The sequence below is a fragment of the Bacillus sp. 1A genome (genome assembly GCF_052682215.1).
Map to the genome: position 1 here is coordinate 1,844,920 of NZ_JBQYLZ010000001.1, position 20,810 is coordinate 1,865,729.

The 20,810-nt window shown below is 36.7% G+C and carries 20 protein-coding genes and 1 other annotated feature; of the genes, 13 read left to right on the plus strand and 7 right to left on the minus strand.

Features of this window, described 5'->3' with window-relative positions:
- The first annotated feature begins 104 nt into the window (after window positions 1–104).
- The 8 genes from ACUN0F_RS09250 to leuS all read left to right on the plus strand — a co-directional run bounded on the left by ACUN0F_RS09250 (window position 105) and on the right by leuS (window position 11,093).
- The gene (locus ACUN0F_RS09250) at window positions 105–1,127 is read left to right on the plus strand and encodes a DUF418 domain-containing protein (protein ID WP_431148757.1); all 1,023 of its coding nucleotides are present in this window, start codon (window positions 105–107) and stop codon (window positions 1,125–1,127) included.
- Between the two features lie 346 nt (window positions 1,128–1,473).
- Window positions 1,474–2,235 (plus strand): ABC transporter ATP-binding protein, encoded by a 762-nt coding sequence (locus ACUN0F_RS09255; RefSeq protein ID WP_046198226.1) that lies wholly within the window; start codon window positions 1,474–1,476, stop codon window positions 2,233–2,235.
- An 18-nt stretch (window positions 2,236–2,253) separates the two neighbouring features.
- Window positions 2,254–4,104, plus strand: a complete 1,851-nt coding sequence (locus tag ACUN0F_RS09260) for an FtsX-like permease family protein (RefSeq protein WP_445539409.1) — start codon at window positions 2,254–2,256, stop codon at window positions 4,102–4,104.
- Window positions 4,105–4,456: 352 nt separating this feature from the next.
- Window positions 4,457–5,023 carry a tyrosine-type recombinase/integrase gene (locus tag ACUN0F_RS09265; RefSeq protein ID WP_000454222.1) on the plus strand — a complete coding sequence of 189 codons (567 nt, stop codon included), beginning with the start codon at window positions 4,457–4,459 and terminating at the stop codon, window positions 5,021–5,023.
- A 33-nt stretch (window positions 5,024–5,056) separates the two neighbouring features.
- On the plus strand, window positions 5,057–5,554 hold the full coding sequence (locus tag ACUN0F_RS09270) for a cation:proton antiporter regulatory subunit (protein ID WP_001026048.1): 498 nt from the start codon (window positions 5,057–5,059) through the stop codon (window positions 5,552–5,554).
- 3 nt (window positions 5,555–5,557) lie between these two features.
- On the plus strand, window positions 5,558–6,781 hold the full coding sequence (locus tag ACUN0F_RS09275) for a cation:proton antiporter (RefSeq protein WP_046956143.1): 1,224 nt from the start codon (window positions 5,558–5,560) through the stop codon (window positions 6,779–6,781).
- 236 nt (window positions 6,782–7,017) lie between these two features.
- Entirely contained in the window at window positions 7,018–8,211 is a 1,194-nt protein-coding gene (locus tag ACUN0F_RS09280; RefSeq protein WP_001137570.1) for an MDR family MFS transporter, read from the plus strand.
- Window positions 8,212–8,399: 188 nt separating this feature from the next.
- Window positions 8,400–8,619: a binding site (T-box leader), on the plus strand.
- Between the two features lie 65 nt (window positions 8,620–8,684).
- On the plus strand, window positions 8,685–11,093 hold the full coding sequence (gene leuS / locus ACUN0F_RS09285) for a leucine--tRNA ligase (protein ID WP_445539410.1): 2,409 nt from the start codon (window positions 8,685–8,687) through the stop codon (window positions 11,091–11,093).
- A 27-nt stretch (window positions 11,094–11,120) separates the two neighbouring features.
- Here leuS and ACUN0F_RS09290 read toward each other — a convergent pair whose 3' ends face one another.
- On the minus strand, window positions 11,121–11,549 hold the full coding sequence (locus ACUN0F_RS09290; RefSeq protein ID WP_215562255.1) for a GNAT family N-acetyltransferase: 429 nt from the start codon (window positions 11,547–11,549) through the stop codon (window positions 11,121–11,123).
- 150 nt (window positions 11,550–11,699) lie between these two features.
- Here ACUN0F_RS09290 and ACUN0F_RS09295 point away from each other — a divergent pair, with 150 nt between their 5' ends.
- Entirely contained in the window at window positions 11,700–12,770 is a 1,071-nt protein-coding gene (locus ACUN0F_RS09295; protein WP_445539411.1) for a hypothetical protein, read from the plus strand.
- A 44-nt stretch (window positions 12,771–12,814) separates the two neighbouring features.
- On the opposite strand, the gene ACUN0F_RS09300 is transcribed toward ACUN0F_RS09295, so the two are convergent.
- The 5 genes from ACUN0F_RS09300 to ACUN0F_RS09320 all read right to left on the minus strand — a co-directional run bounded on the left by ACUN0F_RS09300 (window position 12,815) and on the right by ACUN0F_RS09320 (window position 18,050).
- Window positions 12,815–13,237 (minus strand): HAD family hydrolase, encoded by a 423-nt coding sequence (locus ACUN0F_RS09300; protein WP_048565795.1) that lies wholly within the window; start codon window positions 13,235–13,237, stop codon window positions 12,815–12,817.
- A 190-nt stretch (window positions 13,238–13,427) separates the two neighbouring features.
- Window positions 13,428–13,613 carry a hypothetical protein gene (locus tag ACUN0F_RS09305; protein ID WP_000038782.1) on the minus strand — a complete coding sequence of 62 codons (186 nt, stop codon included), beginning with the start codon at window positions 13,611–13,613 and terminating at the stop codon, window positions 13,428–13,430.
- Between the two features lie 90 nt (window positions 13,614–13,703).
- The gene (gerHC, locus tag ACUN0F_RS09310) at window positions 13,704–14,783 is read right to left on the minus strand and encodes a spore germination protein GerHC (protein WP_445539412.1); all 1,080 of its coding nucleotides are present in this window, start codon (window positions 14,781–14,783) and stop codon (window positions 13,704–13,706) included.
- Window positions 14,759–15,853: a spore germination protein gene (locus ACUN0F_RS09315; protein ID WP_445539413.1), complete on the minus strand. Its 1,095-nt coding sequence runs from the start codon at window positions 15,851–15,853 to the stop codon at window positions 14,759–14,761. The genes gerHC and ACUN0F_RS09315 overlap by 25 nt, the downstream gene beginning before the upstream one ends.
- A 16-nt stretch (window positions 15,854–15,869) precedes the next feature.
- The gene (locus tag ACUN0F_RS09320; protein WP_445539414.1) at window positions 15,870–18,050 is read right to left on the minus strand and encodes a spore germination protein; all 2,181 of its coding nucleotides are present in this window, start codon (window positions 18,048–18,050) and stop codon (window positions 15,870–15,872) included.
- A gap of 152 nt (window positions 18,051–18,202) precedes the next feature.
- Here ACUN0F_RS09320 and ACUN0F_RS09325 point away from each other — a divergent pair, with 152 nt between their 5' ends.
- Window positions 18,203–19,327, plus strand: coding sequence for a homoserine O-succinyltransferase (locus ACUN0F_RS09325; RefSeq protein WP_445539415.1), 1,125 nt, complete (start codon window positions 18,203–18,205; stop codon window positions 19,325–19,327).
- A 49-nt stretch (window positions 19,328–19,376) separates the two neighbouring features.
- Here ACUN0F_RS09325 and ACUN0F_RS09330 read toward each other — a convergent pair whose 3' ends face one another.
- On the minus strand, window positions 19,377–19,559 hold the full coding sequence (locus tag ACUN0F_RS09330) for a hypothetical protein (RefSeq protein ID WP_000171896.1): 183 nt from the start codon (window positions 19,557–19,559) through the stop codon (window positions 19,377–19,379).
- A 199-nt stretch (window positions 19,560–19,758) separates the two neighbouring features.
- Between ACUN0F_RS09330 and ACUN0F_RS09335 the strand changes: the two genes are divergently transcribed.
- From ACUN0F_RS09335 to ACUN0F_RS09345, 3 genes are all read left to right on the plus strand, one after another.
- Window positions 19,759–20,064: a rhodanese-like domain-containing protein gene (locus tag ACUN0F_RS09335; RefSeq protein ID WP_000141212.1), complete on the plus strand. Its 306-nt coding sequence runs from the start codon at window positions 19,759–19,761 to the stop codon at window positions 20,062–20,064.
- 77 nt (window positions 20,065–20,141) lie between these two features.
- Window positions 20,142–20,366 carry a spore germination protein gene (locus ACUN0F_RS09340; RefSeq protein WP_000512464.1) on the plus strand — a complete coding sequence of 75 codons (225 nt, stop codon included), beginning with the start codon at window positions 20,142–20,144 and terminating at the stop codon, window positions 20,364–20,366.
- A gap of 20 nt (window positions 20,367–20,386) precedes the next feature.
- On the plus strand, window positions 20,387–20,710 hold the full coding sequence (locus ACUN0F_RS09345; RefSeq protein ID WP_098086063.1) for a hypothetical protein: 324 nt from the start codon (window positions 20,387–20,389) through the stop codon (window positions 20,708–20,710).
- The last annotated feature ends 100 nt before the right edge of the window (window positions 20,711–20,810 follow it).

Consider the following 20,810-nt stretch of genomic DNA (forward strand, 5'->3'; position numbering starts at 1 on the left):
GTCACAGCAAACTGTAGTAGCAAGTGATTAGCGAGGCAGGGCACGTAGAAGCAGGAATACTCTAAGAATATACATTTGTCTATATTTTTAGTAGCAGTTGCTTTATGGGGAACAATATGACAAACAAACGAATTGATGAGTTAGATTACATTCGTGGCTTCGCATTACTGGGGATTATTTTAGTAAATATTCTTGCACTACTTAACATTAAAATCCCAGATCCTAATACAGTGGATGCTAGCTATCAAAGGTTTTTATACTTATTTGTAGAAGGGCGTTTCTTCTCAATCTTCTCATTCTTATTTGGAGTGGGATTCTATATCTTTATCTCTAGAGCAATTGCAAAGGGGAAAAATGGATATGTTTTATTTTTCCGCCGTTTAGTTGCACTATTTATTTTCGGTTTGATTCATCAAATGTTTCAGCCTGGAGAAGCACTAGCGTTATACGCAATTTGCGGGTTAATTGTTTTACCGTTTTATAAAGCGAAAAAAGAAGTGAACCTAGTACTAGGGCTTATTTTAACAATTACCTTCAGTGTAATGGGAGCGAAAGAACTATTACCACTTGGCTTAATTTTATTAGGGCTTGCTGCAGGACAATATCGTGTATTTGAAAATCTTACGCAGAACATAAAGAAAGTCGCTATTTTTACAGGTACTATGTTTGTTTTAAGCGTAATAGCTGTATGGTATCAATATGGGCACGTTCCTGCTGAACCATTTATAAATGGGATAATGGAAACTGAAGACGGAACAATGGATGCTGCAAGCCAATTTTTAAAAATTGGTATTACAGTTGGACCGATTATTTCAGCTTTCTATGTTGGAGCTTTAATTTTATTACTTCAATTAAAACCAGTTCAAACGTTGTTAGCACCATTGAAATACTACGGTCGTATGGCTTTGACGAATTATATCGGACAAACTGCAATGATTTTAATTGCTGGTAGTGTATGTAACTTTGCAGGAAACTTAACATACATGCAGACGTTATATGTATGTATCGCAATTTACGCTATTCAAATTGTGTTTAGTGTAATTTGGATGAAAATCTTTAAAATGGGTCCATTAGAATGGATTTGGCGTGTTATTACGTATTGGACAGTAACACCTTTAAAGAAATAAAGTGAAACTTTAATCAGTGGGGGTCTTACTGCTCATTAAAGTGGGATAAAGAGAGAAGTGGGCTGTTCCTTTTGTGGAGCAGCTTATTTTTATTGTCAGCTTTTGTCGATAAGTCGATATATTAAAAAAATCGCTGATAAAAGTAGGAGAATCGTCGATATATTTGAAAAATCGCCGATATAATTTCATTTACCGATTCAATATGTCACTAGTATTAATAGCCAAGCTTACAAGTACACCTTTGTTATATTACAAAAGTGTAAGGTAATTGTAATGTTAACAAATAGCAGTTCTCTTCTAAAAGGCGCAAAATAGGTAATGGAAAAACAAGCGTAGGAGGATATATATGACGAAACCAGTTGTAGACGTGAAAAACGTTCAAAAAGTGTACGGTAAAAAAGGTGAGAACCAATCACACGCGTTAAAAGGTGTTTCATTCTCAATTCAAGAGGGTGAGTTTGTTGGAATTATGGGACCATCTGGTTCTGGTAAAACGACATTATTAAATGTAATTTCAACGCTTGATAAAGCAACGGGCGGCGTTGTTGAAATTGCGGGTACGGATATTACGAAAATGAAGCAAGGTGAGCTTTCTGATTTCCGTTCACAAAAATTAGGATTTATCTTCCAAGACTTTAACTTATTAGAGAACTTATCTATTTATGAAAACATCGCACTTCCACTTTCCCTTCAAGGTGTTTCATCACGTAATATTGGACCGAAAGTAGAAAAAGTAGCGGATATGCTAGGGATTACAGAAATTCTTCAAAAGTATCCATCTGAAGTATCTGGTGGACAAAAGCAGCGTTCAGCAGCAGCACGCGCGCTTGTGCATGAGCCAGCAATTATTTTAGGGGACGAGCCAACAGGAGCTCTTGATTCTAAAAATGCAACGAGTTTACTTGATGCGATGACAAACTTAAATAAAGATCAAGGTGTATCGATTATGATGGTTACGCATGATCCGTATAGTGCAAGTTACTGTCAGCGTATTTTATTCATTCAAGATGGTGAGCTATATAAAGAAATTCATCGCGGTGGTACGCGTGAAGAGTTCTACAAAGAAATTTTAGATGTACTTGCAGATTTAGGTACACAAAAAGCGTAAGGAAGGAGGTTCTAAGGCATGTTATTTAAACTTTCCATGTCAGGGCTAAAAAGTAAGCTGAAAGATTATATCGTCTTACTTGTTGGTCTTGTTATGTCGATTTCAATTTTTTATATGTTCCAAACGTTAGCGCTGAATAAAGCGTTTATCGAATCTAACTCAGTTATTCAATCAATTGGATTTGTATTCCAGGCAGGTTCATTTTTACTAGCCATTATAACGTTCTTCTATATTTTATATGCGAACTCTTTCTTATTATCTCTTCGTCAAAAAGAGTTTGGTATGTATATGATGTTAGGAGCAAAAAAACATAAAGTTACATTACTTATGTTTATTGAAACGATTGTATTAGGTGCGGCGTCTCTTGCGATTGGTATTACAGTTGGTGTAGGACTTGCAGAAGGTATCGGACAGTTATTAATGAAACAATTAGAATTTGCTGGTGAAGGCTATAAAGCATTTTACCTTCCATCTATGACTGTTACTTGCATCTTCTTCTTTGCACTATTTGTATTATCAGCAATTATGAACAGTATTAAGTTATCACGTATTTCTGTACTGCAACTTGTACATGCAGATGCACAAACAGAACGTGTTGCGGTAAAAGGAAAAATAACAGGTTTAGTTGCATTCCTTGCGATTATTTTATTAGGAATTGGCTATGCATCAATGATTTATATGGAAAAATTAAAAGAAATGGGAATTATTATAGCATTAATTACTACAACAGCTGGTACTTACATGCTATTTGGATCACTTCTTCCTGTTATTATTAAAAAGTTAAAGAGTAATAAAAAGCGTAGTGAAAAAGGACTTAACGCTTTTACATTTGCACAATTAAACTTCCGTATTAATAGTTTAACAAAGGTTCTTGCGACGGTAGCGATGTTAGTTGCTCTTGGAGCCGGTGCTATTTCAGGCGGTATGGCGTTCAAAAATAACGTTATAAAAACGGTTGATGGATTTGAAATTTATGATTCAATTGTTCATAATCCTACAGCTGAAGAGAAGAAAATTTTAGATGGTATATCATTTAAAAATAAAGCTGAGTACCGTTATAAAGTAGACGACAAATATATTTATTATGTAAAAGAAGATTTAGAGAAACATAAGCCATTTATTCGAGATGGTGTAGGTAAGGAAAGTTTCGGTAAATATAAAGAAGTTTCAGGAGAAGCTCCAGTAGGTACAGTAGCAGGAGTGAGATCAGAGCAAGATAAAAATGAAAAAGCAATGCCTGAAGAATGGGATGAGGCATTTAGATCAATCCAACCATATTATATATATCAAGATCATGCCATTAAAGTTGTAGATCAAAAAATGTACGATAATGTAAATGGTAAAGAAGGAATCGTATTTATTGGAAAAACAGACGATTTCGTAGCATACACAAAAGAATGGAAAAAAATTGACGAGTTGCAGCTAGTTAAATATAAAAATGTAAAAGCTGAGCAAATGAGTAGTAAATATCAAGTGTATGACATGTTCTACGGCGTTGCGAGTGGAACTGTATTTATGGGCTTCTTCCTTGGAATTGCATTCTTAGCAATGATGGCAAGTTGTTTAATGTTTAAAATTCTTTCTGGTGCATCAAAAGATATTACACGTTATCAAATGCTTCGTAAAATCGGTGTGCGCCGTGAATTATTAACGAAATCTATTTATAAAGAGTTATTCTTAGTATTCTTATTCCCAGCAATTGTGGGTATCGCTCACGTATTAGTTGGTATGAATATTTTCGGGTTTATTTTAGTTGATCCGTACTTCCGTATTTGGTTACCGATTGTTATTTTCGTAGTTATTTATGCAGTTTATTACTTCATCACAGTTCAATTGTATAAAGGAATTGTGCTTCCAAAAGAAGATTAATACGTAAAAAGCCGAGTGAAAGTACTCGGTTTTTTATATTTTCAGAAAAAACACTTTAATGTTACTGAAATATATAATATAATATAAATAAGTAACATAATATAAAAGTAGAAGCAGCTGGATAATGAAAGGAGGAATCCGATCTGTAGAAAGAGGCTGAACCTTTATCCCCACATTTTTTTCTAACCACATCGTATTTGTACAATTGTAAGTTTCCACATTAAAAATTGCCGAGACCACAGAAGTATATTGTGAAAATAATGGATAATACATGGAAATCTCATAGCGTGATAAGGTAAAATGGACAACATGATGAGAAAATTACCGTTCATAAGATGAGGAGAATACATGTATGGAAGTTGTAGAGGCATTAAAAGATATAAGCCAAATTGAGGCTATGAAAAAGTATTTAAAAGAGCACTCGCAGCGAGATTATCTTTTATTTGTTATTGGAATTAACACAGGATTAAAAATTACTGAGCTACTTAGTATGAAATTTGAAGAGGTATTAAATGAAGATGGAACTGTTAAAGAGTTTTATTCTCTTCCTGTGAAAGATGAAAAGTTTAAACAAGATATTTATTTAAATACAAAAGTAAAAGAAGCACTTTTAGAGTACGTACAATCTATTGGCGTTAAAAGAGAAAATTACGTATTTCAATCTAATAAAACGACAAATTCAATTACGCGCCAACAAGCGTATCGTGTAATTCATAATGCTGCTGAAGCAGTTGGGATTGTTGGTAAAATCGGAACAAACTCAATGAGAAAAACGTTTGGATTTCATGCATACAAAAGAGGGATAGCGATTGCGCTATTACAAAAACATTTTCATCACGCGACACCTTCAGAGACATTAAAGTATTTGGGAATCTCAAAAGATGAAGAATTTAAAACAGAGATTGATGTCGATTTGTAAAAGCCGTAACTAAAAACTTTAGGAGGCGGGAATATGAATATTAGAGAGAGTGAATTACCGGGCATTGGATGTAAATTTGAAGTTATAACAAAAGGTAATGAAAAGATGGTTATCGTTATTCATGATGATGGCCGAAGAGAAATGTATCATTTTGATGCGGATCATGATGAGAGTATTTCAAGCATTTCTCTTCGTGATTCTGAAGCGAGACAAATTGCAGCTATATTGGGCGGAATGGTATATAGACCACAAGCGTTAGATACAATTGAGATGGCTTTTGAAGGATTATCAATTGAATGGTTTAAGGTGGAAAATAATGCACCAGTCGTACAACAAACAATTGGTAGCTTACATGTCAGAAAAACATATAACGTAACGATTATTGCTATTTTGAAAAAGAATATGAAGAAATTCTTTAATCCAGGTCCAGACTCTATTATTGAAGCTGGCGATATGCTCGTATTATCGGGTGAAAGACATGAAGTGAAAAGAATTATTAATGAATTGCTTTCAGCAGGAGGTGATTCATAATCGATGGATACTTTAATCTTTGAAGTTGGAACTGCGTTAGTATTAGTAGCTTTTGCAGCTATCCTCGCTGCGAAGTTAAAGTTCTCGATTATTCCGTTTCTCATTATACTCGGTATGTTAGTGGGGCCTCATGCCCCAGATTTAGGACTTATCGATTTAAGGTTTATTGAAAGCGGAGAAGTTATTTCCTTCCTCGGCCGTGTTGGCGTCATATTCCTCCTATTCTACTTAGGCTTAGAATTCTCAATAAAAAAATTAATTAAATCAGGAAAGTCGATTGCTTTTGGGGGGACTGTCCACATATCGCTTAATTTCATATTAGGTTTACTTTATGGATATGTGATGGGCTTCCCTTTATTAGAAACGTTAATTATTGCTGGAATCATTACAATTTCATCAAGTGCAATTGTTGCAAAAGTAATTGTTGATTTAAGAAGATCTGGTAATAAAGAGACTGAATTAATATTAGGAATCATTATGTTTGATGATATTTTTTTAGCTGTATATTTATCAGTCGTTTCAGGGTTAGTACTCGGTGGTGCAACATCATTTGTAGGTGCTCTTACATCGGTGTTAATCGCGGTAGGGTATATGCTACTATTCTTTGTAATCGCTAGAAAAGCTACGCCGTTTCTAAATAAAGTATTAGATATTTCGTCAAACGAAATTTTTATTATCGTAATATTCGCCGTTTTATTCTTTGTAGCAGGATTTTCAGAAACGATTCATGTTGCTGAGGCAATTGGAGCATTATTGTTAGGACTCGTCTTTTCTGAAACAGAGCATAGTGATCGGATTGAGCATCTCGTCGTTCCGTTTCGTGACTTCTTTGGAGCTATATTCTTTTTCAGTTTCGGTTTAAGTATAGATCCGTTTTCACTTGGAGGAGCAGTGTGGTTGGCATTAGGAGCAGTTTTCATTACGCTCATCGGTAATTTTACAGCTGGAATGATGGCGGGACGTAAAGCCGGGTTATCGCATAAGGCTTCTACGAATATCGGTTTAACCCTCGTATCACGCGGAGAGTTCTCCATTATTGTAGCCAATATCGGCATTGCGGGTGGTTTAATGGCAACGATTAAACCGTTCTCTGCACTGTACGTTTTAATATTAGCATCGTTAGGACCGTTATTAACGAAGGAGTCTGGGAGAATATACTCTCTACTAGATAAAATATTTAAATGGAGTGCGAAAGAACGTGCGAAGCGAGAAAAAGAAGTTGGATAGTACAAATAAGGGGAGACTGCATGAACTTTATGCAGTCTCCCTTTTTTATATATTGTTGTTGATGTCGTTTTTGTCGGTAAGTCGATATATTTTTAAGTGACAATTCATATAATTTCATTTACCGAAAAACCATTATCTGAATTTCATCAACTATTAATCAGTTGCCTTCCTATTTAAAAACGACTACAATTTTACTGTTATAGATGAACGAAAAAAATAGAATAGGAGGGGAGACTATGCCAAGGAAAGTATGGCTATTAGTAGCTGGGATGATTATTAATGTCACGGGTGCTTCTTTTTTATGGCCTTTTAATACAATTTATTTGCATGATCACCTAGGAAAATCTTTATCTGTGGCCGGAATGGTATTAATGATCAACTCGCTTACTGGTGTAATCGGAAACTTGCTCGGCGGTGTTTTATTTGATAAATGGGGCGGTTATAAATCAACTTTAGTAGGGATTGTTATTACACTCGTATCGATTTTAGGTCTTGTGTTCTTCCACGGTTGGCCGTTATATGTTGTGTGGCTAGCATTAATCGGCTTTGGTTCTGGAATGGTCTTCCCATCGATGTATGCGATGGTCGGTACGGTTTGGCCAGAGGGCGGAAGACGGGCATTTAATGCGATGTATGTTGGGCAAAACGTTGGTATTGCGATCGGAACAGCGTGCGGTGGTTTAGTTGCATCTTACCGTTTTGATTATATTTTCTTAGCCAATTTTGTTTTGTACTTTGTTTTCTTCTTAATTGCTTTTATTGGATTCCGTGGTATGGAAGACAAGAAAGAGCCAGGAGTGCAAAAAGAAGTCGAAACGAAAAAAGGCTGGACACTTACACCTGGATTCAAAGCACTTCTTATCGTATGTGTAGCATATGCTTTATGCTGGGTTACATATGTACAGTGGCAAGGGGCGATTGCGACTCATATGCGGGAATTAGATATTAGCCTCCGCCATTATAGTTTATTATGGACGATAAACGGAGCGATGATTGTTTGTGCGCAGCCACTTGTTAGTATGTTAATTCGCTGGATGAAGCGTTCTTTAAAACAACAAATTATGATTGGAATCGTCATTTTTGCGGCGTCATTTATTGTGTTAAGTCAAGCGCAGCAATTTACGATGTTCCTCGTTGCGATGGTGACGTTAACGATTGGTGAGTTATTCGTATGGCCAGCAGTTCCGACCATTGCAAATATACTTGCGCCAAAAGATAAGTTAGGGTTTTATCAAGGGGTTGTAAATAGCGCGGCGACTGTAGGGAAAATGTTCGGACCGGTCGTTGGCGGGGCAATTGTTGATTTATACAATATAGAAGTATTGTTTATAGCAATCATGGTAATGCTTGTAGTAGCGATTATTGCAACGAGCATGTATGATAAACGAGTAAAAGTAGAAGAAACAGTAGAAGAAAAAATTGCAGTTTAGTTTGACGGAACATGTAACATGTTTTAGAATATATTTAAATAAAACAACCTTTGGAACAAGGGAGATAGCTCGGCTGTCCTAAGACGAATTCGTTAGTTAGTAAGAGTAACGAGTAACCGAGAAGCCTTAGCTTCAAGTAAGCTCTTTAGAGATACGAAGTGGTGGGTAGTTCACATTAACTTATATTTGTAATAACAGTGAGAAGGAGTAGTAGTAATAGAAGCTGGTTTAGAGAGTTGACGGTCGGTGCAAGTCAATCCACGTTTCGTTATGAACTCGCCTTTGAGTTGCAGTTGTGAAACTAGTAGTAGCAATTGCCGTTAATCCACGTTACGGATCTAAGCGAATGTATATTTGTACATTAATTTAGGGTGGTACCGCGGGAATCTATAACCTCTCGTCCCTTTCTAGGGATGAGAGGTTTTTTGTATTTTGGGCGGTGAAAATAAATAGAATTTCAAGGAGGGTATCTCATGAGCTTTAATCATCAAAATATTGAGAAGAAGTGGCAAGGGTACTGGGAAGAGAATAAAACATTCCGTACGCCAGATGAGACAGAAAAACCAAAATTTTATGCACTAGATATGTTCCCATATCCATCAGGTGCAGGCCTACACGTAGGACATCCAGAAGGTTATACAGCGACAGATATTTTATCTCGTATGAAGCGTATGCAAGGATATAACGTTCTTCATCCAATGGGATGGGATGCGTTCGGTCTTCCAGCAGAGCAATATGCACTTGATACTGGAAACAGCCCGGCAGAATTTACAGAGCTTAATATTAATACGTTCCGTAATCAAATTAAAGCATTAGGCTTCTCTTACGATTGGGATCGTGAAGTAAATACAACAGATCCAAACTACTACAAATGGACACAATGGATCTTCCTAAAACTATTTGAAAAAGGCTTAGCTTACGTTGATGAAGTACCTGTAAACTGGTGCCCAGCACTTGGTACAGTACTTGCAAATGAAGAAATCATTGACGGTAAGAGTGAGCGCGGTGGACATCCAGTTGAGCGTCGTCCGATGAGACAGTGGATGTTAAAAATTACAGCTTACGGAGATCGTCTATTAGAAGATCTAGATGAGCTTGATTGGCCAGAAAGCTTAAAAGATATGCAACGTAACTGGATTGGTCGTTCTGAAGGTGCAGAAGTACACTTCAACATCGATGGTACAGACGAGAAATTCACAGTTTTCACAACGCGTCCTGATACACTATTTGGTGCGAGCTACTGTGTACTTGCTCCAGAGCATGCGCTTGTTGCTGACATTACAACAGCAGAGCAAAAAGAAGCTGTAGAAGCTTACATTAACTCTGTTAAAATGAAGAGTGACCTAGAGCGTACAGAACTTGCGAAAGAGAAAACTGGTGTATTCACTGGTGCTTACGCAGTTAACCCAGTAAATGGTGAGAAATTACCAATCTGGATTGCTGACTATGTTCTTGCAACTTACGGAACAGGTGCTGTAATGGCAGTTCCCGCTCATGATGAGCGTGACTATGAATTCGCATCAACGTTCAATCTTCCGATGAAGGAAGTTGTAAAAGGCGGAGACATTACGAAAGAAGCATACACAGGTGATGGTGCGCACGTAAACTCAGCATTCCTTGATGGTTTAAATAAAGAAGAAGCAATCGTAAAAATGATTGAATGGCTTGAAGTAACGAGCGCAGGAAATCAAAAAGTAACGTACCGTCTACGTGACTGGTTATTCAGCCGTCAACGTTACTGGGGTGAGCCAATTCCAGTAATCCACTGGGAAGATGGCACAATGACAGCTGTGAGAGAAGAAGAATTACCATTAGTTCTTCCTAAAACAGAAAACATCCGTCCTTCAGGTACAGGTGAATCACCACTTGCTAACATTGACGAGTGGGTAAACGTTGTTGATCCTGAAACTGGTAAAAAAGGTCGTCGTGAAACGAACACAATGCCACAATGGGCTGGTAGCTGCTGGTATTACCTACGTTACATCGATCCAAACAATAGCGAAGCACTTGTAGATCCTGAAAAAGTAAAACAATGGCTTCCAGTTGATATTTATATCGGCGGAGCGGAGCACGCTGTACTTCATTTACTATATGCTCGTTTCTGGCACAAAGTATTATACGATATCGGTGTAGTTCCAACGAAAGAGCCATTCCAACAATTATTCAACCAAGGTATGATTCTAGGTGAAAACAACGAGAAAATGAGTAAATCAAAAGGTAACGTTGTAAACCCTGATGATATCGTAGCAAGCCATGGTGCAGATACACTTCGTCTATACGAAATGTTCATGGGACCATTAGATGCTTCGATCGCTTGGTCTGAAAATGGTCTTGACGGAGCTCGTCGTTTCCTAGACCGCGTATGGCGTCTATTCATTCAAGATAATGGTGAATTAAGTGAGAAAATTACTGATGCACCAAATAAAGAGCTTGAAAAAGCTTACCACCAAACAGTGAAGAAAGTAACAGAAGACTATGCAGAGCTTCGCTTCAACACAGCGATTTCTCAAATGATGGTATTCATCAACGATGCATACAAAGCTGAAACACTTCCGAAAGAATATGTAGAAGGTTTCGTAAAAATGATTGCACCAGTTGCACCTCACATCGGGGAAGAGCTATGGAGCAAGCTTGGTTACAATGAAACAATCACATATGCAAGCTGGCCAACATTTGATGAGTCTAAACTTGTAGAAGATGAAGTTGAAATCGTTGTTCAAATTATGGGTAAAGTTCGCGCAAAACTAACAATGAGTAAAGATGCATCAAAAGACGAAATGGAAAAACTTGCACTTGAAGCAATTCAAGACCAAATTGAAGGGAAAACAGTTCGTAAAGTAATTGTTGTTCCTGGAAAACTTGTTAACGTTGTTGCAAACTAATTCATTCTAAATAAAAGCTCAGAGTATTTATACTCTGAGCTTTTTTGTGTAGAAAATAATTTCAGGATCACCTTCATCTAAATTTTCAATTATGCCACTACGTATAAAACCGTTCGCACTAAAAACTTTTTGCATACTTTCATTTGATTCGTTCGTTGAAGAAAATATTTTTTGAGTAGGAGAATGACTTAACATATATGAGAGTAACGAGCTTGCATAGCCTCGTCTTCTTTTTGCTGGCGAAACAATGATTAATGAGAGGAAAGTACAATCAAAGAAACTTGTATCGTATGTTAGAAAACCGGAAATAGAATTATCTTCTTTTACGATGACGCATCGTTCCTCATCAATAGTGTGCTTAATATAATTTCGTCTGCTATCATTTCCGATTACATCAATATCTATATGTACGATTGAATCTAAATCATTGATAGAAGCTTTTGTTACGTTCTTCAATAGAAATACCCCCTAGAAAAAATATTCAGTTAATTAATTTTACCATGAATGAAGAAAAAGGAGCGGAATTCCAATACAGACAAACACCTATTTTTCTATAGGAAATATGATAAAAAAGGTAGGCTAAATTGAGTAGAAGAGGTGAAAGGAATGAAAGGGATGGACAATAATGCACCACACGGATTTTTCGGAGGTGGATCGGATAGTTATGAACAAATGATGTTAATGGGAGGGGCAGGTCAACAAGGATATGGCGGAATTCCGAGCTGGATGGGCGGAGCAGCAGGAGGTTTTCCAACATCGGTAGCTGGCATGCAAACTGGAATGCCTACATTAATGGGAGGATTTTCGACATCAGGGGTTGGAATGCCTACAGTAACAGGAGGCTTTCCAACATCAGTAGCTGGCGTACAGACAGGAATTCCAGTAGGGATACCAACTACATTTCCTTCTTTCGTTGGAGGAGTGCAGACAGGATTTCCGGTACCGGGAGTAGGTGTTGTAGCTGGAGGAATAGGTGGGTATCCGCAAGGTGTTCACGGTCATCATGGACATCACCACCATCAAGGCCAACACGGTCATCATGGACATCACCACCATCAAGGTCAACACGGCCATCATGGACACCATCATCACCAAGGTCAACACGGTCATCAACAACAAGTACATCACTACGGTCACCACCATATTCACCCGCAAGCTGTTCTTTATCAAACGCATCAAGGCCAGCACGGTCATCAAGGTCACCAAGGCCAGCACAGTCATCATGGTCACCAAGGCCAGCACGGTCATCAAGGTCATCAAGGTCATCAAGGTCATCAAGGTCATCAAGGTCATCAAGGTCATCAAGGTCATCAAGGTCATCAAGGTCATCAAGGTCATCAAGGTCATCAAGGTCATCAAGGTCATCAAGGTCATCAAGGTCATCAAGGTCATCAAGGTCATCAAGGTCATCAAGGTCATCAAGGTCATCAAGGCCAACACGGTCACCAAGGCCAACACGGTCATCAAGGTCAACACGGTCATCAAGGCCAACACGGTCACCAAGGCCAACATGGTCAACAGCACCAACAGCACCAACAGCACCAACAATATCAACAATATCAACAGCAACAATCTTCTCCTTGGACAGGTGGAATTGGGGCAGGAGGAGCAGGGGCAGCAGCAGGAGCGGCTAGCATTAGTGGAGCAGCAGGGCACGCTGGACACGTGGGTCATTAATGAATTGCAGAAAAAAAGACATAATAAAAAACTGCTAGGAAATCCTAGCAGTTTTTTTCAGCTTCTTTGCGCTGGCGTTCGATTTCAGCACGAAGTTGTGGTTCTGGTGCTTGCCAGCCTTCTGGTTTTAGAATTTTGCCGTCACCTTCACGGAATCGAGGTTTTCCATCAGGGAATAGTTTTGCCATGTTTGCGTTATTTACAATTTCGAATCCTTTATCAGGACGTACGCCCATTTCGGCAAACGTTCCGAATGCAAAGTAAATAAGGTCAATTAGTGCATCATATTGATCTTCAACAGTCGTTGCTTCTAAAAATTCTTCTAGCTCTTCTTGCATAAAGCTAGCACGAATTTTTGTACGTTCTTCTGTTAATTTCGTTGGAGTATTTGTCACAGGGTGTCCGAACTCTTCATGCATTTTTGCAACAAGTTCGTATCCTTTATCTAAACCTTTTTCGTTTGTCATGTTGTTTCATCCTTTCTCGCTTTGTGCCGAATCTCATTGTAACATAAGGTGATTATGAAATGAAAAGGGGCTGTTCAAAAGTTTCATCTTTTAGTTAAGTTAGTGATAGTGAAAGATTATATCGACTTAACGACAAAAACTGTTAATAAAAGAAAGCCATCCCGGAATATTTTTGGGACGGCCCTGCTCGTTATTTTTCTTCTTTTATTAAAATGGATAAAATAAGATCGATGCCAAACATACCAACGAGCAACATTGGTATAACGACAAGTAAATAACGTGTGAAGGAAACATTTTTTAAGTATGTATGAGCAAATAAAAAGACGCCGAGAAATAAAATACCATTTAAAATAGGCTTTACTAATTTTTTAGACATAAGCTCCCCCATAAATATCTTCTCTCTCTATCTAAAATAAAAACTCCTCTTTCCGTTGTATCATGCTGGAGAGAGGAGTTCAATCATTTCTCATTCAATTACACCAGAATTTGTAATATTTACGGTGTATTTTATAGTAACTGGAACATCTTTGTACATTTGTCTCCACTCTTCTAATTTGAATGGGCGATAATGTTGTTTATATTTAGCTCCTAGCCCGAGAGGATCGACACCTAAAGATTTGAATTGCTTAATTAACTTGTTACCTTGTATATCCAATTGTTTTTGGACGGCCTTCTCAATCTTTTTTGTGTTCTTGTTATTTTCTAAGTTAATTGCTTTCGATAGTTCTTGAATACGTGCATCAAGATGGACGTGAATGAAAAAGGAAGGTTTTCCGTTTTTTATCTTTATATCGTAAGTTGGAACAGAACGAATATTATTAATCATTACGTACGCAGAATCTGTTTTAAATTCATGTGAATCTAATTTATGTTTCTCTAATAGTCCTTTAAATATGAACATATCTTTTTCCGCAATTTTACCGATGTATTTGTCCTTTTTAAAAAGACCAATTCCGGTGATTTTTATTTTATCACCATGTTTCTTTAAAATTGGAATGTAGTAGTCTTGCCCTTCTTGATAATAACGGAATGCTCCTACATGCAGATTATCGGTTGGTAAAGGACCGGTCTCCATATTATGTTCTAGCAACTTTTTTATATAAATTGCAACGTTGTATGAGGTTGTATATTTGCCTTTTAAAAGTTCAGTACCATTCCCCTCTAATAAACCAACATATAAAGCGTTCCCTATATTCACATCTCGAAGTAATGTATCGAATGAAGTAGACATTCCTTTTTTGGCAAGTCTTATCGTATATAGAGCGACACGCATTTGTCCGCTAGCAAATGGTTGAGAAGACTCTAAAGAAGTGTCTGCTTTTACTTGTTTTACCGCATTTGCAGTTCCTTCAAAAACTTGAACTTTATTTCCTTTTTTCTGAATGGGACAAACGAATGTCACTTTTACTTTATTATTCTTTCCTACATCAAAAACCGTTCCTTGAATAAGCTGTACATCATCGATAATATTTTTTTGTAAACATCCAGTTAGACTGAAGAGTGTTATACAAAAAATAAGTATTAATTTGCTTTTGATCTTTTCCATTTTCTTTTCACCCACACAATGATAAATAGGATTGGGATGTATACATAAATGAGCCAAAAACTAACTTTTGATGCATTACTAATAAAGTTATTAATATCATGTCTATTTGTTAAAAGTTGTGAAACAACAAGGGTGATAAGGATAAAAGCAATTAAAATCCCTCTTTGTTTTACACGGAATATTTCGTGAGTTGCTCTCATTGCCGCCCATAAAGGGAGGATGAAGCTTGTAATAATAACGAGCATATAAGCTGAAATCGCAATATATTCTAGCCTTTCTATGAATGGTAATTGAATGACTTGGGTCATAGAAAGTTGGGACCATATTGTTTTTAATAATTGTTTCTCACTGAAAAACGCAAAGGCTAAAAGGGTACTAAATAAATATAGAAGATTCGAGAATAGTGCTCCAAGCTGAGCGTATTTATGAGATTGCATAGGCTTTTTCACAAATGGATACACCATGAGGTAAATCTCAAAACCGGTCATACTGTAGATTGACAGTTGAGCGGATTTTAAAATGTCTGAAAAAGAATGTGTGAATATAGGTAGTAAATTATCCCAATGTGAATATTTCAAAACGAATAAGCTTAGAAATAAATATCCTAATGTACCACCAACAGAGATGACACAAATACCGGTAATTACACGAAATCCAGAAGAGATAATGTAATAGCTAACTAAGCACAAAAAGAGTGTTAACATCCACGTGGAAGCAGTTGGGAACATCCATACTTGAATAATTTCAACATACGTTCGAATAACCGAAATACTGACGATTAAAAAATAGGCTGCAAAGATGATATTAAAGACATTCCCTATCCACTTTCCAAACGTTTGTCGTTGTAAATCAATTAAATTTCCGTTTGTTTCTTTTAATAAAAAATACATCATCCATATAAGGAGGTGGATACAGAGTCCTGTAATTAGAACCCCCATCCAGCCGTCGTATCCAGCAGCTTTTGCAATAATTCGAGCGAAGCCGAGAACGCCAGCACCGAACTGTGCACCGTGAATTAAGAAGAAGACAAAGACAGGAGATATTTGATATTTTTCTTGAACTTTACTCATCGATGCACCTCATTCCTTAATCATCAAAGTCTGATCTATGTTTTGTTGAAATTCCTTTTGCTGATTTTTTTACATGTTGTGGTCTTGCTTGCACATCTCTTGTATCAATCATTGTTAATGGAAAACGGATCCAAGAATCTTTAACTGATTGTTGCCTTGTCGGATAAAACAAAGCGTACGGCTTGCGTAAAGAAGTAAGCCTGAATAGATGAGTAAATAAGAAGATAAATCCAAGAGAAATCCCGAACAATCCGCCTATTTCTGCAAACATAAGAAATGGAAAGCGTAGTAATCGAACTGCATTACCCATTTTATAAATAGGTGTAATAAAGGAAGCAAGTGCTGATAAGGCAACGATAATTAATAAAATGTTACTCGTTAAACCAGCTTGTACAGATGCTTGCCCGATTACGATACCGCCTACAATTCCGAGTGTTTGACCAACTTTCATCGGTAATCTCGCGCCAGCTTCTCTTAATAAGTCGATTGCAAGTTCTAAAAATAGTGCTTCAATTAAAGGTGGGAACGGTACTTGTGCCCTTGATAAAATCAAGGTTTCAAGTAAATCACTTGGAATAAGTTCATAATGATAATTTAAAACTGCAACATATAGTGGTGTAGCACAGATTGAAAATAGAACAGCGATAAGGCGTAAAATGCGTGAAAATGTAGCGTATAGCCAAGAAACGTTATAGTCTTCTGGTGAAATGAAAAAATCGAAATAGGATACTGGCGTAAGTAGAACACTTGGAGAACCATCCACAAAAATAGCAATTTTCCCATCAATGAGTGCTTTTGTAACTCTATCAGTACGTTCTGTATTGATATAGAGAGGGAAAATCGACTTTTCACCCATTAGTTCTTGTATATAAGCACTATCATTAATTTGATCATATTCAAGAGCACGTAATGACTCCTCGAGAAAATCTACATTTTCTTTTTCAGCGAGGTTGTCTAAATACATCATGACAACTTTTGTTTTGGAAAACTCGCCGACAATCATTTCTTTTGTTTGTAAATCTAAAACAGGAAGGCGTTTTCGTACTAAATTAATATTCGTATCAATAGCTTCTACAAAGCCTTCTTGTGGACCGATAACTGTTGATTCATTTAATGGAGGGCTTGGTGCCCGATACGTATCAATTGCAATGTTTGCAAGCATACACTTTTGATCTTGCTGATTCAATTGAATAATCGCATGCCCCTTTAAAACCATGTCCTCAATTTTTTGTAAGTCGTTCGTAATTGTAATACCACTCATCGGAATATGTTCTTTTAGCTCTTCTAATGAAGTACAAGGTCGTTCTAACAGAATAGGCATTAAATATTTCTGTAATTTCTCTCCATCAAGCGAAGGTCGATAGTAAGAAATCCAATAAGGCATCGTTTCATTGTCAGATGTATGGTAATTAACAAAATCACTAGACTTTTTGAGCTTCTCTATTAAATCTTGTAGAGAATGAATACGGTCTTTTTCTGGTTTTGTAAAATCATAAATACTATTATTTCCAGAGCGTTGCTGTTTCTCCTGATTCGAGTTATCTTGTTTAGAGTTTTGTTGTTGGTTATGATTCGAGTTGTCTTGTTTAGAGTTTTGTTGTTGATTCTGATTCGAGTCGTTTTGTTTAGAATTTCGTTGTTGATTCTGATCCGAGTTGTCTTGTTTAGGATGTTGTTGTTGTTGTTGTTGTTGTTGATCCTGATCCGAGTCATTTTGTTTAGAGTTTTGTTGCTGATTCTGGGATGAGTTATCTTGTTTAGAATGTTGTTGTTGATTCTGATTCGAGTTGTCTTGTTTAGAATGTTGTTGTTGATCCTGATCCGAGTCATTTTGTTTAGAGTTTTGTTGCTGATTCTGGGATGAGTCATCTTGTTTAGAATGTTGTTGCTGATTCTGGGATGAGTCATCTTGTTTAGAATGTTGTTGTTGATTCTGATCCGAGTTGTCTTGTTTAGAATGTTGTTGTTGATTCTGATCTGAGTCGTTTTGTTTAGAATTTTGTTGCTGCTGATCCTGAGAAGGCTCTTTGTGTTCCTCTTTTTTTTGCTCGCTATTGCTATCTTTATTATGTTTCATACTTCTAGTCTGTTGTTTGCTATCATCCTCTTGATTGTTAGGGGGGTGCTCCGAGTTACCTGTTTCGTTTTTCTCTTTTGTATTTGATTTTTTTTTCTTACGTAGCCAATTCCAAATCATATGTATGCCCTCTTTGATTTTGTAATATAGTGCTATTTTGTGGCTAATTTTGTATATTATTCATTTATTTATGAAAAGAAGGAGGAGATTGGTTTGCATAGAAAAAATCCTTTAGTAAGCAGTACATACTATGACGAGAAGAGGGCGAGTCTGTGCAATTTGTAAAAAAGGAAAAGTTTGTTTTAAGAGAGTTTACGTTTGAAAATGGTAGGGGAATTCCTGTTCAAATGGGGTATGAGACGTATGGTACTTTAAATAGAGAAAGGTCAAATGCGATTTTGGTATGCCATTATTTTAGCGCAACGAGTCACGCGGCAGGAAAATATACAGCACATGATGAGGAGTCTGGTTGGTGGGATGGTTTAATTGGACCGGGAAAAGCAATTGATACAAATAAATACTTTGTTATATGCACTGATAATCTTTGTAATGTGCAGGTGAAGAACCCTTATGTGTTTACAACGGGACCGAAATCGATTGATCCGAAAACTGGAGATGAATATGCGATGGATTTTCCAGTTTTTACATTTCTTCATGTAGCTCGTATGCAATATGAGTTAATAAAAGATATGGGAATCGCAAGGCTACATGCTGTAATGGGACCGTCAGCTGGCGGGATGATTGCGCAGCAATGGGCTGTTCATTATCCTCATATGGTAGAGCGGATGATTGGTGTTATTACGAACCCGCAAAATCCAATTATTACGTCGGTAAATGTAGCACAAAATGCAATTGAGGCTATTCAACTGGATCCAAGTTGGAAGGGCGGAAAATATGGAGAAGAGCAGCCAATGAAGGGACTTCATTTAGCAAATAGAATGATGTTTATGAACGCATTTGATGAGCATTTTTATGAAACAACATTCCCTCGTAATAGTATAAAAGTAGAACCTTATGAAAAGCTTTCGATATTAACATCATTTGAGAAAGAAATAAATAAAGTGACATATAGAAGTATAGGGTTAGTAGATGCAAATTCGTGGATGTACACTGCGAAAGCAGTTTTATTACATGATATTGCGCATGGATTTTCGTCTTTAGAAGAGGCGCTTTCTAACATAGAAGCAAATGTACTTATGATTCCGTGTAAACAAGATTTGCTTCAGCCGTCACGTTATAATTATAAAATGGTAGACATTTTGCAAAAACAAGGGAAGTATGCGGAAGTGTATGAGATAGAAAGTATAAATGGGCATATGGCAGGAGCATTTGATATTCATTTATTTGAAAAGAAAGTTTATGAATTTTTAAATCGGAAAGTATCTAGTTTGGTGTAGAAAATAAACGGTGTGAAAAAGGTGCGATGTATGTAGTAGGCACCTTTTTTTACATGATTTGTAGACGGAAAATATATGTGGCAATTGCTATACCGAAGAATGCGATACTAAGCAATAGAAATAAGAATGACATTTCTTGTGGTGATTTTATCTTTTTATTATTCTTCATACTAAGTGCAATAATTGCGGCGATTAAGAAAATGATGCCCGTAATGAAAAGAAAAAGTGTCATTTTCATTGGCTCCTTTCATAAAACAAGTATATTGAGGATACAATGCACGAGTTATGTTTGTAAAGAATAAGTTTTGCGGGAAAATTGAGAAATAAAATTTCCATTCTTTGCGTTCTTTCTTTCGCATGCTAAAATTGACTAGATATGCTTGTTTAAGGAAGAGACTAAAGGTTTTATTGTATATAAGGAGGAACGACATATGACAGAAGTTAAAACAATTACTACAGAAGAAGTGCAAGAGCGTTTAGAAAATGGAGAAACGTTATTTTTAGTAGACGTAAGGGAAGATGAAGAAGTAGCGGCAGGAAAAATTCCAGAAGCTGTACATATTAAAATGGGCGATATCCCAAATAAAGTAGATTTCTTTGATAAAGAGAATGAATATATCTTTATTTGTCGTTCGGGAATGCGCAGTGAAAATGTATGTCATTATTTAAATGAGCAAGGCTTTAAAACAGTGAACATGGTTGGCGGCATGCTTCAATATGAAGGTGAAACGAAATAAGTAGCTAAAAAAACTTGAAACGAGTCTGTTTCAAGTTTTTTTCTTTTGCATACAGTGTACAAAAGGGGGATAGGTAAATGGGGATTAACTTGCGGAAAGTAAAAATTATAAATAATACAGGGGCTGTTAATGTTGGTGACTGTTATGATATCTCACCTTTAGCTGTAGCAAAAGTATATGCGGGTGCTGGAGGATCGAGTGCGGCTATTTTTTTAAATGGGAAAAGACAGTCAGAAGCGGTGATTAGAACATCAGTGTTTCTTCCGCCATTAGCAACGAGTACACGTACATTAGGTTCATAGAGGAAAGGTAGAGTGTAATTATGCCTGCTCATATAAAAGAATTTGTTATTGTGAATAACACTGGGAATATATTTACTGGTGATAATTTGAGTGATACTTCATTTACTGCTTCGAAATCGTATAGTGGTTCGATGGGGTGTACTTGGATTGATGTTGTTACAGTAATAGGGACGGAGACGAAGCTTTGTTTACAGTCAGGAGATTCTGTCACAACAACGTATACGAGAGGTACTCCTGCTGGTACTGTAACAGGAACAAATATGGGGCAAAGTGTAAATGCATCGGGTATAGCACAAGCTGTCCCTAATACAGATAATATGGATTCAGTTGCTGGACTCCCTTAAGAAATTAAGGGAGTTTTTATTATTTAAAATAAAAATAGTCTTGGAAATTATTTTTGTAAATAGATTAAGAAGAGGCTTATTTATTATGAAAAAGACGGTT